11 protein-coding genes are annotated in these 16026 nt (G+C 46.9%); 7 read left to right on the top strand and 4 right to left on the bottom strand.

Annotation, left to right across the window (positions count from 1 at the left end; translation table 11 throughout):
* Positions 1-64 precede the first annotated feature (64 nt).
* On the bottom strand, positions 65-1639 hold the full coding sequence (gene lnt / locus ACFI32_RS09280; RefSeq protein WP_462626263.1) for an apolipoprotein N-acyltransferase: 1575 nt from the start codon (positions 1637-1639) through the stop codon (positions 65-67).
* A gap of 299 nt (positions 1640-1938) precedes the next feature.
* Entirely contained in the window at positions 1939-2838 is a 900-nt protein-coding gene (locus tag ACFI32_RS09275; RefSeq protein ID WP_462626262.1) for a transporter associated domain-containing protein, read from the bottom strand.
* 253 nt (positions 2839-3091) lie between these two features.
* Here ACFI32_RS09275 and ACFI32_RS09270 point away from each other — a divergent pair, with 253 nt between their 5' ends.
* Positions 3092-4408: an Lnb N-terminal periplasmic domain-containing protein gene (locus ACFI32_RS09270; protein WP_462626260.1), complete on the top strand. Its 1317-nt coding sequence runs from the start codon at positions 3092-3094 to the stop codon at positions 4406-4408.
* A 51-nt stretch (positions 4409-4459) separates the two neighbouring features.
* On the opposite strand, the gene ACFI32_RS09265 is transcribed toward ACFI32_RS09270, so the two are convergent.
* The gene (locus ACFI32_RS09265; RefSeq protein WP_462626287.1) at positions 4460-4936 is read right to left on the bottom strand and encodes a YcgN family cysteine cluster protein; all 477 of its coding nucleotides are present in this window, start codon (positions 4934-4936) and stop codon (positions 4460-4462) included.
* A 282-nt stretch (positions 4937-5218) separates the two neighbouring features.
* Here ACFI32_RS09265 and ACFI32_RS09260 point away from each other — a divergent pair, with 282 nt between their 5' ends.
* The 6 genes from ACFI32_RS09260 to ACFI32_RS09235 all read left to right on the top strand — a co-directional run bounded on the left by ACFI32_RS09260 (position 5219) and on the right by ACFI32_RS09235 (position 14856).
* Positions 5219-5956 carry a dienelactone hydrolase family protein gene (locus ACFI32_RS09260; protein ID WP_462626259.1) on the top strand — a complete coding sequence of 246 codons (738 nt, stop codon included), beginning with the start codon at positions 5219-5221 and terminating at the stop codon, positions 5954-5956.
* Between the two features lie 231 nt (positions 5957-6187).
* On the top strand, positions 6188-9211 hold the full coding sequence (locus ACFI32_RS09255; protein ID WP_462626258.1) for a DUF2339 domain-containing protein: 3024 nt from the start codon (positions 6188-6190) through the stop codon (positions 9209-9211).
* Positions 9212-9358: 147 nt separating this feature from the next.
* Positions 9359-10315: a ribosome biogenesis GTPase YlqF gene (ylqF, locus tag ACFI32_RS09250; protein WP_462626285.1), complete on the top strand. Its 957-nt coding sequence runs from the start codon at positions 9359-9361 to the stop codon at positions 10313-10315.
* 43 nt (positions 10316-10358) lie between these two features.
* The gene (locus ACFI32_RS09245) at positions 10359-11771 is read left to right on the top strand and encodes a KAP family P-loop NTPase fold protein (protein WP_462626257.1); all 1413 of its coding nucleotides are present in this window, start codon (positions 10359-10361) and stop codon (positions 11769-11771) included.
* 95 nt (positions 11772-11866) lie between these two features.
* Complete coding sequence (gene mutY / locus ACFI32_RS09240; protein WP_462626256.1) at positions 11867-13078, top strand: A/G-specific adenine glycosylase; 1212 nt, start codon at positions 11867-11869, stop codon at positions 13076-13078.
* A gap of 59 nt (positions 13079-13137) precedes the next feature.
* On the top strand, positions 13138-14856 hold the full coding sequence (locus ACFI32_RS09235; RefSeq protein WP_462626255.1) for a DUF262 domain-containing protein: 1719 nt from the start codon (positions 13138-13140) through the stop codon (positions 14854-14856).
* A 207-nt stretch (positions 14857-15063) separates the two neighbouring features.
* On the opposite strand, the gene ACFI32_RS09230 is transcribed toward ACFI32_RS09235, so the two are convergent.
* Positions 15064-15966 (bottom strand): acyl-CoA thioesterase, encoded by a 903-nt coding sequence (locus ACFI32_RS09230; RefSeq protein WP_462626253.1) that lies wholly within the window; start codon positions 15964-15966, stop codon positions 15064-15066.
* Between the last annotated feature and the right edge of the window lie 60 nt (positions 15967-16026).

The raw sequence follows: 16026 nt of genomic DNA, 5'->3' as shown, positions 1-16026 counted from the left end.
TATATCGCAATTTATACCGATTTGTTAAAACCCTTAACTATTTAAAGGAATTATTATCGGCGTGTTATCTGCCAACCTTTGCGCGCATGGTAGCACGTTTTCCCAAATAGCTGAGCAGCAGTAATAAGGCAATAATCGCTAAGATTGGATAATTACCAAAATTCATAAAAGGCGTATTGCCCACACGCGCCTGCACACTACCGCGCAATACCGTACGCTTAAACTGCGGCGCACGTTTAACAATACGGCCTTCGTGATCGATGATGGCAGTGACGCCTGTATTGGTTGCACGCATAAACCAACGACCATTTTCAAGCGCGCGCATCTGTACCATCTGCAAATGCTGTAGCGGGCCTGCTGATGTGCCAAACCATGCATCATTAGAGATGGTCAATAAAAAGTCCGTTCCGATTGCGTTTTTGCGCGTGGTATCAGGATACGCCACTTCATAGCAAATCGCAGCCCCTAAATTGTGACCGCGCACTTGTAGTGGTGCTTGATGATCGCTACCACGACTATAGCTCATGATCTCTTGACTGCCTGCCAAATTGGGCAAAATATCGAGCAGTCCTTCAAACGGAATATACTCACCAAAGGGCACTAAGCGCTGCTTTTTATATAGCCCCTCGCCCTCGGCACCCAGCGCAATGACACTGTTATAAAACGGTGGGTATTTATCAGTAGTGGCATCAAACGCAGCTTCGTCTTTGTAAGGAATACCCGTGATCCATGTGGTATCAGTGGCTTTGGCTATTTTGACTATCTCACTGATAAAGCCAACGGCCTCAGTCTGAAACATCGGGATCGAAGATTCAGGCCATAGCACGATGTCTTGATCCCATTCGTTCGCGGTCAGCTCCGCATAGATATTGAGCGTCTCAACCTGAAAATCGGTCAGCCATTTGAGATCTTGCGGGATGTTGCCCTGAATCAACGACACGGTCAAATCAGGCGTACCTTTGGGCTTGGTCCACTGCGGGTTAACCAGCCACAACACCGTACTGATGGCAATCAGTACGGCTGAGGCGACGATAAAACCGCCGCGGCGACGCAGCAGCTCGATCATGCTTGCCGCAAGCAACACCGCCACAAAAGACACGGCAAACACACCCATCACGGGGGCAAGCGACGACAGCCAGCGCTGCTCGATAAACGCATAACCGACAAACAGCCACGGAAACCCTGTAAACAGCCATGTTTTTAGCCACTCTTGTAGTACCCACAACGCCGCAAACGCAAAAGGCTGCTTGCCCACCACACGGTTAAACAAAAGCGCCAAAAAGCCATGAAACAAGCCCATGCCCAGACCCATCAGCGCAATCATAATCAGCCCAAGCCACGCTGGCGTGTCGCCATAATCATGAATCGACGTATACAGCCAAAAAGCACCGAAGCACCACAGACCCATGCCGTAGGCTTCACCAATGACAAACGCGCGTTTGCCGCTCATCGCAGGCAAGAGCAGCGCATACAATATCGCTGGAGACACCACCGCCAGCGGCCAAACACCATAAGGTGCCAGCGCCAACAAAAACATCGCCCCTGCCAGCCATGCCAGCAGCAAGCTCAGCGCCAGTGGCATCCCTTTAGACTTGTTAGCATTCAGACGCTTTTGTACGTCAACCGTAGACATGCGCATATCGATGATCCAAAATGACAAGAGGTAAAACAACAGACAAACGGTTGATTGAAAATAAATCAGGATCAGCCAGCAAGCGTGGCTGCCAGCCGTCCAACAGGCGCCAGCATCGCCTTCATTTGACCGCCATTTTTTGACTCATTAACAATCCGCCCACATGATACCAGTCTGTACCAATAAATGGGGAAATTTGCCGACCAATCCTGTCAAAAATCAAGAACCAAAAAAAAACACGACCGTAATCGTGTTTTTTAATTGAGCTTACTGACTCAGCGTTCTATGTGTAGAGCCGCACGTTATTAATGGCTGCCGATCAATAGTTGATTGTCAATAACGGTTTTGGTCAGCTCCAAATTATGGATAAAGCGCCCTTCGACATCGATGACTGTAATTTGCCAATCATCAATCTGTACGCTCTCGCCTTCGAGGTCACTGACGTAACCAAGCGCCTGCATGACAAGGCCGCCCATGGTATCGACATCAGTATCATCAAACTGGCTACCCAGCTCGTCGTTACAGTCTTCGATCACCGTCGACGCTTGTACGCGCCACGTGTTTGGCTTTTCAGGATCGGCGATAATATTATTTATATCGCTGTCTTCCTCAAAGTCATCGTGCTCATCAACGATATCACCAACGATTTCCTCTAATAAATCCTCCATGGTCACAATACCGCCGAAGTTGCCAAACTCATCAACGACAATCGCCATGTGCACCTGAGTACGCTGTAATGAACGCAGCAGGGTATCAGAACGTGCAGTCTCACTAATATACAAGGGCTGACGCACCAAATCTTTGAGACGTTTGCTGTCAATTTTGTCCTCTTGGTTGCGTACCATGTGCACCAAAATGGGAATCAAGTCTTTTGCCAGCAAAATGCCGATAACGGCATCATCGTCTTGGCTGTCAAATACTGGATAGCGAGAGTGGGTGGCATCAAGAATGATATCCATCACCTCAGCGATGCTCGTGCTTTCATGAAAGCCGACCACTTGCGGACGCGGGGTCATGATCTCGCGCACTTGGGTGGCGGGCAAATCGAGCACCCCCTCTAGCATATCCACTGTATCGGGTTCTAAAAATTGGCGCGAATCTTGTACCAAGCGAATCAGTTCATCACGGGTTTCAGGAGCAGTCGATAGCCAGCGTTTTAGGCCGCGCATCGACCAGCTACTCGGGCTGGGCGTGTCGTCAGACATGGTGATGTGAGTTAACCTCTTTAGTTAGTAATCAGGAATCAATCAGATGGGGCAAGACCATAACAAATACAATAGCACTATCGGGCAGGGATGATAAAGCAAAAAATATGACAAACCGTGCCAAATCTTGCGTCGTCAACTTCACTTTAGCGCAAGCCTCATCCACATTCAACGACAAATTTATCCAGATTGTGTTGTCAGCTTGGTAACAACTTTGCTATGGTCAAATCCTACCTCTATCACGATCATGCCTATGTCGCGCCGCCCATTGCTGTCTCGCCTGTTGTCCTATTGTCGCCCACGTCCCAAGGCGGTAACATCTGGCGTTGCTCATACACGCGCATACTCATGGCGCTACTATCTGCTGCGGTTTTTTCTACTGGCGGCAATGCTGCTTTCTACGCTTTGGCTGTTGACGGCGCTTTGGTTTCAGTTTGGTATAAAAAGTGCGGTGACATGGCTTGCAGCGGCGCTCTTTGTAGGTTTGGTGATGGCCATCTCTACCGCGTTGTATCAACAGCATGGACAACATAGACAGCATGGTCATGATGACGATACCCACTTAGTAGAGGGTGGCGGCGCGTTATCATCTGAGCTGCTGCGCACGCCGCGCCTGTTTTCCGCACCTGTCAAACGACTGACCGCTGCCTATACAGCCGTGTGGCTGCTTGGGCTGGGCTGGTTTGTCTCGATCACGCCGCAGCAGACGCGCGATTGGCAGCCTGAAGTCAGCCAAATGCTGTCGTATGAGCGTGACCCTGTACACCCCAACCTGATCACGCTATCGAACGTGCGCAACTTTGATTGGCACAGTGAAGACGATGCCACGCCGCGCTGGGAGACACGCACCATTGACTTGAGCAAACTCTCAGGAGCCGATGTGGTTAACTCCTATTGGATGGGACCACTGATCGCCCATACCTTGGTCAGCTTTCGCTTTGAAGATGATCGGCCATTGGCATTCTCGCTTGAGATCCGTAAAGAAAATGGTGAGTCGTTTTCGGCACTGGGTGGGTTTTTTAAGCGCTTTGAGCTGAGCCTAATCGCTGCAGAAGAGCGCGATATCATTTATACCCGCAGCAATGTACGCGGTGAACAGGTCTATGTCTTTCCTGTCAGTCATTTGCGCCAACATGAAGTCAGGGGCTTGTTTGAGTCTTATTTGCGCGTGACCGATGAGCTAAATGCCAAACCAGCGTGGTACAACACGTTAACCAGCAACTGTACCAATCTGATTTTTTATATGGCGCGGGTGGTCAGTGGTGAACGTCTGCCGTGGGATTATCGCATTTGGGTATCAGGTTGGTTGCCCAACTATTTGTATGATTTGGGGATGCTGGATGCGCGCCTGCCGCAAAATAGCGACTCGGATATTGATAACGTAACCACGACAGCACCTAAGCAACCGCGCTGGTCGATGGATACGTGGTATGAGCGCGCGCATATCAACCCCAAGGTTGCCAGCTTTAGCGAGCAAGCCAATACTGACCCTGACGCTTTTTCTACGCGCATTCGCAAAGACATTCCGATACCGCCACTGGTCAATCAAACCGTCATCACCACTGATTGATCGCGGCTTACTGATAAGCGGTGGGTCAACCATAAAGGCTTTGATGATCGGTTACGGTGTCACCCACTGTACCACGCGGGTTTCCATTTCTTCCTCACTGATACCAGCTTCAGAGATGCAGCGCCCAGCAACCCCGACATTGGCGGCGAGCATTTGCTGCTGAGTGACCGCAGCGTCTTTGGTCAATAGTAAGTGCCAGCTGGGCAGCGGCTGGTTTTTATAAACCTTTTTGTAAGCGCAGTGCTCAGGCAGCCACATCATATTGGGCAGTTTGTCTGCGGTGAGCTGGATACAGTCTGGCACATACTGCTGGCGTGTCTCATAATGCTGGCAATAGCCTGTGCTGCAATCCATCAGTTGGCAAGCCACATCAGTATACTCAACCAGATCCTCATCGTATTCATCGATATACTTAATCAAACAACAAGTGCCGCAGCCATCACACAGCGCTTCCCATTCATTGTGGGTCAGCTCTGTGAGCGCAAATCGTGTCCAAAACTGCGGCCGTAACGATGGGGTGGCTGGCACGTTTGGCCCATCATCGATCGAAGTGGGTAGGTCTTGCTGGCTCGGCGTATGGTCAAGTGGTAACAAATTAAGCCTCATAAGGTCGCGGTAGCATTTTGATAAATAGCGTTACAGTATTATAGCTGTTTTTGCTAGACATGGGCGTTAAGGTGGTAGCGGTTAGATAGGCGCAGCCAATCACGCAATCTATGACTCGGTGTTATAGCGGCGTCCTGCCCTCACTTTTCATCAGTACAAGCAATTTTCAATAAAAACAAAACACACTATAAAAAGGACACTATTATGTCAATTAAGACTTTTGAGCTTATCAGTACCACCGAAAACGGCGTTGAGTTGATCAGCTACGTGGCGCTACCAGAAAACGCCTCAAGCGATAACCCAGCAGCAGGTATCTTGGTCGCACCAGAGTGGTGGGGCGTGGTCGAACATCCTAAAGCTGTGACTGAGCGCTTGGCAGAAGCGGGTTATGCAGCCGTGGCGATGGACGTTTATGGCGAAGGCAAATTGACCACCGATGCGGCGCAAGCCAATATGTGGATGGAGCAAGTCCTTGCCGATCAAGACATGCTGATGGCGCGTTGCCAATTGATCGTTAATGACTTCAGCGACCAGCTTGCGGTCAATGGCGACAAACTGGGTGCGATTGGTTTTTGCTTTGGCGGTAAAATCGTTCTCGATATGGCACGCGAAGGTATGCCACTAAAAGCGGTTGCCACATTCCATGGTAACCCAGCACCAAAACAGCCCGCTGACAAAAACTTTAACGCAAAAGTATTGGTTGCCCATGGCCGAGACGACTCGATGGTCAGTATGGACGCGATTGAAGACTTGAAAAAAGAGCTGGATGCTGCCGATGTCGATTACACCATTGATGTGTATGACAATGCCAAGCATGGCTTTACCAATCCAAACGCTGACGAGCGCGCGGCGAACAATGATGTGGATCTTGGCTATAACGAAGCTGCCGCCAAACAAAGCTGGGAAAATATGATTGCATTTATGCAAGACAACCTTGCATAAGACTATTTTGCATCAGGGATTATCGCACTTCGCTGCATAGTCCCTTTGCACCTTTATAGTAAGCCGGCAGAGACGATTCTCTGGCGGCTTTTTTTATGGCTCATGGTTACTGGCGCTGCTTACATCTCTTTTTGATCATCAATTGTTGGTAATTGTACGGATATTTGGTTGTACTTCATCAAAAATAACGGCATCATCAGCGTATTAACTGGGTGATGGATAAAAATAGCGATGTGGTATTTTTTGTTCGAGGCGTTTGGCTGGTGGGTATTTATGGCCTTACTGGTGGTGGTGATCGTGCTGTACATACGCACCAGTCGGCGCATTGCTCGCTTAGAGGCACAGATCAAAACCTTGCTGGCAGCGCAAAATGTGCCTATGTCAACAGACCTGCCCAAGGCATCCAACGCCTCAAATGCACCGACCGCACAGGAACGCGCAGCACCGCCGCCACTACCCAACGCCCCTATTTCAGCGCAGCCGCCAACACCGAATGACAGCTATCCGCTGTTTGTATCGGCACGTAACGTGGCGATCACTATACCTTTTGTATCCACTGCGGCATTTTATCAAACGCTCTACGCGGATATATATCCTTATATGGTCCATCATGAGGATCACCAGCATGGCACAACCGATACGACAAATCAGGTGCCATCGGCTGATGCTTCCGCTCATACCAATCAAAGCACCCAACATCAGCCACATCAGCACATTGATCAAATGGAACCTGATGAGCACTCTTTGCCGATTGTCACCTCGCTATTCCAATCAATCAAGCAGTGGTTTTTTGGTGGCAATTTGGTGGTGCGCGTCGGGGTGTTGGTGTTGCTGGTAGGGGTTATTCTACTACTGCGCTTGCTCAGCGACTATATCGAAATCCCCATTCATATCAAGCTTGCCGCCGTGGTCGTTGCTGGTTTGGGTCTTGCAGGATTGGGGCTTAAGCTGGCCAAAAAACGCTTTGCCTATGGTATTTCGCTGCAAGGAACGGGGCTGTCCATCGCCTATTTGAGCACCTTTTTTGCCTATAGCGTTTATCACGTCATATCCAGCTTACCGAGCTTTATCGCATTGGGGACATTGTCCGCGCTAACGATATTATTAGCAGTACGGCAAAACGCCTTTCCGTTGGCATTACTGGCTTTATCTGGCGGCTTTTTTGCGCCGTTATTGACCAGTGAAGATACGGGCAGTTTGACGGCGCTCTTTAGCTATTATCTGCTGCTCAATGTCACCATCGCGATCATCGCTCATTATCGCCCGTGGAAGGTGCTGAACGTGCTTGGCGTCACCGTGACGTTTGGGCTGGCTTATTATTGGGGCGTGACCCAAGAGTTGACCACGATCATTGAGACGCAGCGCTGGGCGCTGGTGCTGCTCACTGCCTTGCATGTACTGCTGTATTTGTTTGTGGTGATTCGCTACGCGCAACATGTCATTGATTATAACGAGCAGACCTATCGTAAAGACGCATCCTCCAATCTAGCAACAAACACCGCACCGTCAAGCAAATCAAAGCCGCAGTCACTCTTTCCGATAGATACCAGCTTGCTGTTTTCTGCGCCCGTCTTGGCATTTGGGGTTTTTGCAGCGCTACTGGATGCCGTCAACCATGGCTTGACCATCACTGCAGGTATTTTGGCGCTATTGTACTTAGGCGCGGGCTATATTTTAGCCAAAAAAAGCGCGCGTTATTTGCTGGTGACCGAGAGCATGATGGCAGTGGGTACTGGGTTTTTGGCGATTATGGTGGCCTTGGCACTCGATGCCGACTGGATTAGCGGTGGCTGGTCGATACAGGCGCTGGTACTGGTGTGGCTCGGACAGCGCTCCAAGCGGATTTGGCCCCTATACTTTGGCCTTGCGCTGCACGGGTTTAGCCTATTTTGGCTGTGGCTTTGGGACATTCCGCACCAGCTGGCAGCGGGAGATGGCTCACTGATGCTGATCTGGCTGCTCACCGCATGGTTACCGCTGATCAGCGCTTTCTTGCTGCGTCACTTTTCAGCGTCGGATAAAGACAACTACTGGTACCAGTCAGCCGCCACCAGCCAGCCGTACGGGCTCAGCTTTATATTTTTGCTATTAGCAACGGGCTGGAGTGTTTGGGCGACGTATGCTGCCTTTAAGCTATGGTGGGATGCAAACGAATTCACGCTAATGATAGCGGCGGTTGTCGCCCATAGCGTTGGCTACTGGCTGGTGGACAGCAAAGCATCATGGCGGCAGGCGCGGCGCAGTAACCGTGTGCTGTTGCTGCTCTTTTATGTGTACATGCTCACGATACAACCTGTGAGTATCATGATTAACGGGCCATGGCAGAGCGCCGATTGGCTGCTGTTTATTATGAGTTCCCTTGCCGCGCTGGGTACGGCGCTACTGTGGCTCAAACGCTGGTATGAGGCGGGCGAGCAGCACCATGTGGATGCCACCAGCCTACTGATCACTACTTTGTCTGTACTGCTATATACCCTGATCTTAAGCTCAGATGCTGAGCATATTGCGCCGTCACTGCTGCTGGTGACCCTGCTCTATGGCATCGCGCTGTATTCATACTGGCAGCACATCAACGCTCCAGAACCTGCGCGCAGACAGACGCTCATCAGCCGCGCCCCTGCTTGGCTGAGTCTGCCACACGCGCTGATCGGTACAGGTAAAGCACTGCTGCCCATTGCCTTGGCATGGGTCGTTATCAGTAACATTTATAGTGATGGCAACATCTGGCAGCTGCCGTATTTGCCTGTGCTGAGTATTTTGGATATCAGCATGGGACTGATCATTACCGCGTCCCTACTGTTATTGCTGGTGCTTAAACAGGTACGTGCGCCCACTACCACCTTTGTCGAGCGCTACCGTCATGTGCTGCTCATATTGGCACTGATTGCCTTTTGGTGGCTCTCAAGTATCCTAGTGCGCTCGCTGCACATCTTTATTGGCACCCCGCTGTGGGACGATACGGTTGGCGCTTGGGACAGCGACCAAGTACAAACAGGACTGACCATTTTGTGGACGCTGATTGCTCTAGTCGCCACCATCTTGGCCAGTCGTTACTGGCAGCGGGTGCTGTGGTTTATGGGTGTTGGGCTACTTGGGGTGGTGGTGCTTAAGCTGGTGTTGATTGATCTGTCCCAGACCGACGCGATATGGCGCGTGGTGTCCTTTATTGGCGCAGGTAGCTTGATACTATTGATTGGCTACCTTGCGCCGTTGCCGCCAGCCGAGGATTCAGCCGACGACTCAACCGATGGTTAAACCATCATGCAAACGGCGTTGATTTACCCATGATATGAAATTGCGCCGTTATCATTTTCGTTCTGTAGTAAACTGGGCATCATGACTAAAACCGATACCACCCTCGGCTTTAGCACCCCATTTATGAATAAAAAGGTTAGACAACAGATGGATAAGAGAGCAAGTATTCAATGGTTCCCCGGGCACATGAACAAAGCCCGCAACGAAATCAAAGAAATCATGCCGCAAATGGACGTCATCATCGAAGTGATTGACGCGCGCATTCCTTATAGCAGCGAAAACCCCATGGTCGCCGCCCTACGCGGTGAAAAACCCGTCATTAAAATCCTAAACAAAGCCGATCTTGCTGACCCTGAGCTGACCCAAATCTGGATGGATCATCTCGAACAGCAGCACCAAGTCAAGGCCATCGCTTGCGATACCAACAAAGCAGCGGACGTGCAGCGCATCTTGCAGCTGTGCAAAAAACTGGTGCCCAACAAAGTCGGCACAGGCCGCCAAATCAAAGCCATGATTATGGGCATTCCCAATGTCGGCAAATCGACCCTGATTAACACCCTAGCAGGACGCTCGGTCGCCAAAACGGGCGATGAGCCAGCGGTCACTAAGTCGCAGCAGCTGATTAAGCTCGATGATGACATTATGCTCTATGATACCCCTGGTATGCTGTGGCCCAAGGTTGAGAACGAAAACTCAGGCTATCGCCTAGCCGCAACGGGCGGCATTCGTGATACCGCGTTTGATTTCGCCGATGTGGCAAGCTATACCGCTGAATATCTGCTGCACGCCTACCCTGAGCTGCTAAAAAGCCGCTATAAAATTGAAGAACTACCCAAGACAGATTGGGAGTTTTTTGAAGTGGCGGGCCGCAATCGTGGCTGTGTACGCGCGGGCAACCAGGTCGATACCTACCGCATGTCTGAGATTTTGATCAATGAGCTGCGTAGTAGCAAACTTGGCCGCATCACCCTTGAAACCCCTGCCATGATGGATGCAGAAGAAATCATCGTTGCCGAGCAGCGTCTCGCGGCTGAAGAGAAGCGCAAAGCTAAGGAAGAAGAAAAACGTCTACGTAAAAAGCGTACACGGCAGAATCGGAAGTAAGTCTATAGAATGTATAATCATTGACGAACGATAAGGGGAAATTATGAGCAGTAATGTGATGCAAAATTTTACATTTGGTGAAAGGGACGAATTTATTCGTCAGCCTATCGCTGAAAAAATTATCAAGCTATTAGACTCTGAAATTAATGTTTCTCCAATGATTATTGACGGTAAATGGGGCACAGGCAAGACCGAATTTTGTTTCAAACTTAAAAACTTAATTGAAGCGAATAATCCTAATAATTATAAAACTGGTTATGTAAATGCTTTTCAAGCTGATCATGCCAATGAGCCGCTCTTAACACTTATAGCTGAGGTGGCTAGTTTCTACGATGAAAAAGACGACAAGCGAAAGAATTTTATAAAAAATGCAGTGCCTTACCTAAGGCTTATTTCTGGTATAGGTCTCAAAGCAGGATTGGGATTTGCATTCGGTAGATACACGGGAGATATTCCTGATGCACTAGCAGATGGAATGGCAGAAATAAAGGATGGGTCAAAATCTCTTATCGACCAGTCACTTGAGTCTATGATTAAAGATCAAGCAGAAGCGGAAAAGAATTTATCGACATTGCGTGATGCTCTATCAGATATTGCTTCTACAAACCCTATCATTTTACTCATTGATGAGCTAGACCGCTGCCGACCAGATTTTGCCGTGGCGATGCTTGAGACCATTAAGCACGTCTTTGATGTTGAAAATGTGCAAATTCTTCTTGTTACTAATGCAGAGCAGCTAAAGGCGACTATTAAGCACAGCTATGGTAACGAGACCAACTCACACGACTACTTATATAAATTTTTTAAGTATCAAATCAACTTACCAACGACCAGTAAGAACGAAGTAAATCAGTCAGTTGACAATAATGTGACGTACTTTAGAAAAGTTGTAAAAAATAGCAAAGTTATTCCAGAAGATTTTAAAGATAATAACCTTATTTACGATGTTTCTAAACTCTTAAAGATAGATCAGCTATCATTAAGAAAAATAGAACAAGTTGTACGTTGTATTGAAACTTTAATAATTTTTGAGAATAAAGAAAAGAGTAAATATGTCGTATCCGAACAAATATTAATAACTTTTTTCTGCTTCATATATATAATTGATTATGAAGTATTTATTAGTCTAATAAAAAGAAGGATTTCATGCGAAGACTTTAAAATCTGTATAAGAGATGAAATTCCAAATCTCGTATATGATAGAGATATTGTCCGAAAAGACGGAGTATTATTTTTTTTAATAACTATTATAGATAGTTTGATCATAGACAATATAATCAGAATTGATTACATTAATAGACTCTCTAATTTACATCTATTACTGGAAGTGCTAAAAGAACAACTACATATTCAAGGCTTATCAATACAAGATAGTACTCTTCGTCCTGACCACCCCCTATCTATATACATTGCTCATACAACAGAAAACTTATTACTCTTTAACTCTTATAACTAACTATTTTCATTCACTTATTCCACTATTGCTAGGTCGTTGTTATAAGCTGTGTCAGGTATAATGTTGCCTTTTACAGCCTATTGATTTGCCAACCTATGACCCAACCAACTGCCCTACCCGATACCGCCTTTACCCAGCCCACTGACGCATTAAACAGCTTCGCCCCCCGCTTACTGGCTTGGTTCGCTGACAACGGCCGCCATGATCTGCCGTGGCAGCAGCACCAGACCGATACGCCCAATCCTTATATCGTGTGGCTGTCTGAAGTCATGCTGCAGCAAACGCAGGTGACCACCGTCTTGCCCTACTTTGCGCGCTTTATGGACACTTTTCCCACGGTGCAAGATTTAGCCGCTGCCGACTGGGATGTGGTCGCTGAGCATTGGGCAGGACTTGGCTACTATGCGCGCGCCCGTAATTTGCATAAAGGTGCGAAGCAGCTGGTCGCCGTGATCGAGGAGACTGGCGAATTCCCGCAGACGCTCGCAGGTTGGGAGGCAATTTCTGGCGTTGGCCCATCGACTGCTGGGGCGATTATGGCGATGGGCTTGCACCGCTATGGCGTCATCTGCGATGGCAATGTCAAACGCGTATTGACGCGCTGGGCCGCCATCGACGGCGATATTACCAAATCTGCCACCACCAAAGAATTGTGGGCACTAGCAGAGCGTTTAACCCCAAAAGAGAACTCAGGACTGTTCGCGCAGGCGATGATGGATATGGGCGCAACGCTATGTATTCGCCGCAAGCCTGCCTGCCTGCTCTGCCCGCTACAAGCCGACTGCTTAGCACATGCCGAGGGACGCGAAACTGATTATCCCGTCAAAGCAAAAAAACAGCCCAAGCCGAGCAAGTTTAGCGATGCATTGCTGATAAACAATGGCGCAGGCGAGACACTCTGGCTACAGCGTCCTGATAATGGCATTTGGGGCGGCCTATGGAGCTTGCCATTACAGTTCCAAGAAAAAGTGCAAGGCAAAAAGGTATTGACCCGCGCCTCTGAAGATAAGACATACGAAGCCGAATTTACCACTGCTGAGCAGATCATCAATCAATGGCTAATAAAAAATGAACTGGTCGCCAAACCCGTTAGTAACACACTACTTGATGATGCGCCCATCAAACACTCATTGACCCATTTTCACTGGTATCTGACGCCGCAAACTGTATCTATCACGGCCAAGCAAGCGCGCGTCCTCAGTAGCGCCCTGACTGATGCTAAGATTGACTTTAAATGGTTAAGCAAAAAAAACGCGCAAGACAACTTAGGGTTGCCGCGCGCGATGGAAAAGATTATCTTATTCTAAACTGGAAACTACTGTACAACAAACTATTCAATACGACCTGCTATAGGAATAAGACAACTGTGAAAATTGAAGCAGATGATAAGGAAATTCAAGATATTTTTTCTTTAGGAATATTTAAGATTCCTAGATTTCAAAGGCCATACTCTTGGGGTAAAAATGAAGTAGAGAACTTTTGGAATGACATTATAAAAGATTCTACTGATAGCTACTTCATTGGCTCTATGGTTGTTTACCAGACAAAAAAACCATACTTTGGAATTGTAGATGGACAACAACGTCTAACAACTATAACCATAGTTTTATCTGTTATTAGAGATGCCTTTATCAAGCTAAAGGAGACTAATTTAGCTAAGGGAATCCATAGGTACATAGAAAGACCTAACAACGATTTTATTGATGAATTTGTTTTGGATACAGAAACTTCGTTTCCCTACTTACAGACACATATTCAATCTTTTTATGAATCACCTTCAAAAATAAATTTCGACTGTGATGTTGGTGCAGAAGAGGCTAATCTAAAACTGGCTTATGATTTGCTTTCAGAAAAACTAGAAAAACATATCCCAAAAGCATCTATAGAAAGTCATCAGAACGATCTTTTTGCGAATGACAATTCTGTTGCAGAGCTGAAAGCATTGCGAGATAAATTTCTTTCTTTAAAGCTTGTATTTATACAGCTTGATAATGAAGATGATGCTTATTTAATATTTGAAACTCTAAATGCACGAGGTCGTGATCTAAAAACTTCTGACTTAGTAAAAAATTTACTTTTAAAAACAATAAAATCAACAAATACAACTTATGACAGCCCAAAGCAAGCTTGGAATAAAATTATAAAGAGTTTTGACGATATTTCTGAAAATGATGTAATAGATACATTCTTGTTACATTTTTGGATTTCACGGCAGGAATATACAACTGATAAGAAGTTATTTTCTTGCATCAAAAGCTATGTGTTAGACTCTCCTAATAATGCTAAAAAACTTTTAGAAAGTATAAGTTCTTCTGCTGTAGATTACTGTGAAATGATCAGTCCCGAAAGTTCAGTATGGAATAAGGAACAATTCGAAGTAAAACTCTCTTTAGAAGCACTAAATAGCTTCAAGGTTAAGCAGCAATCTTCCTTAGTACTGTCGCTCCTTACAGCGTATAAAGTAAAAAAAATAACACTAAAACAATTAAAAAGCATGTTGAATAAGATTGAACATTTCCACTTTGTATTCAATGCTATTACGCAACAAAGATCATCTGGAAGCATTGCTACAATGTACTCACAGCATGCTATTGAACTAACAAATAGTATCAGCTCTGACGAGACGCAAAAGGTACTAGCCAGTTTGAGTAGAAAGTTGAAAGAAAAACTTCCTTCGTATGAAGAGTTTGAAGTCAAATTCTTAGAGCTAACATACCTATCAAACAGAACTAGAAACAAATCAACTATAAAATATTCTTTAAGAAGGCTACTGGGGAACAATAGTAATGGCTTAGATATTGATCATAACAATTTGACTATAGAACATTTGATCCCTGAAGCTAAGATTAAAGGTGGATATGATTCTGATATTATTGGAAGCGTTGGAAATCTAATATTGACTGATTCCAGCACTAATAGTAATGACTTAAAAGACAAGAGTATTTCTGAAAAAATATATTTGTTGGACAACAGAGGATATCCTTTAAATACATTCTTTTTAGATGACCCTCTGTGGAATGAGAAAAAAATCATAGAAAGAACAAAAAAGATAGCTGAGGCTTTATATCTTAAAGTAGCTTTCTAGTTTATTTACGAGATAAAAAACTATCGTAAGAGTATTATCTTTACCACCAACTGAGGCAGTCTTCTCTATAGCATAAAATATGTAATTTAAGATTCTAGTAGCCGCGCTTAGCCTACCACACGCGATGGTCAAAATTTTAGACAGTAGCGCGGCAAGACAACTTAGGGTTGCCACGCGCGATGGAAAAGATTATTGCCGCCTGATTGTCTAAGACTTTGGTACGCGTAAACGCATCAAACCTTCTTGCTGCACGGTGGCAACCAGTTTGCCATCTTGCCAAAACTGACCATGGTTCAACCCTTTAGCATTTGAGGTGGTGTCACTCCACATGTCATAGAGCAGCCAGTCATTCAGATCAAAATCACGGTGAAAATGCATAGAGTGGTCAATACTGGCGGCCTGCAAACCGCTGGTCATAAAGCTGACGCCATGTGACATCAGCCCTGTACCCACGAGATAAAAATCTGACGAAAATGCCAGTAGCGCTTGCTGAATGGCGACAGGTTGCGAGCCCAGCTCACGAATGCGTAGCCAGTTGGCCTGCTTGGGTTTCATCGGTTCAGGTTGGATCGGATCACGCGGCTGTACGGGCTTGATCTCGACATGGCGGCGGCGCATAAAACGAGCTTTGAGCGCATCAGGCACTTTGCCCACATACTCTTCTTTTAAGTCTTGCTCCGCCAATAAATCATCAGGCGGCGGATACACGGGCATGCTCTCTTGATACTCAAGCCCCTCTTCCATCGGCGAAAACGACGCAATCATCGAAAAAATCACTTGCTCAACAGGCGGCTTACCGCGGACTTGCTTGTACTGAATCGCAGTCACTTCACGCGCGGACAAGCTGCGACCATCGCGCAAGCGGCGCACTTGATAAATCACGGGCTGGTTGATATCGCCGCCCCGCAAAAAATACCCATGCAGCGAATGGCAGGGCTTGTCTTCGGTTAAGGTATGAGCAGCGGCCATCACCGCTTGTGCGAGCACCTGCCCGCCAAAAATACGGCTACCAACATAGTCATGGCTTTTGCCTTCGAACACATCAGGGCTGACTTCAATCAGCGCCACGGTATTGAGCAGCTGATCGATCAGCTGGGTATAATCAGACATGATAGGTAAGTCTCCTTATCGGTTATCGTGACCACGGTTGCCGAATAACGTCCCTATCAT

The sequence above is a fragment of the Psychrobacter sp. PSi21 genome (assembly GCF_054960615.1).
Note: the sequence above shows the minus strand (reverse complement) of the source record. Positions and strands in the feature narration are given on the sequence as shown.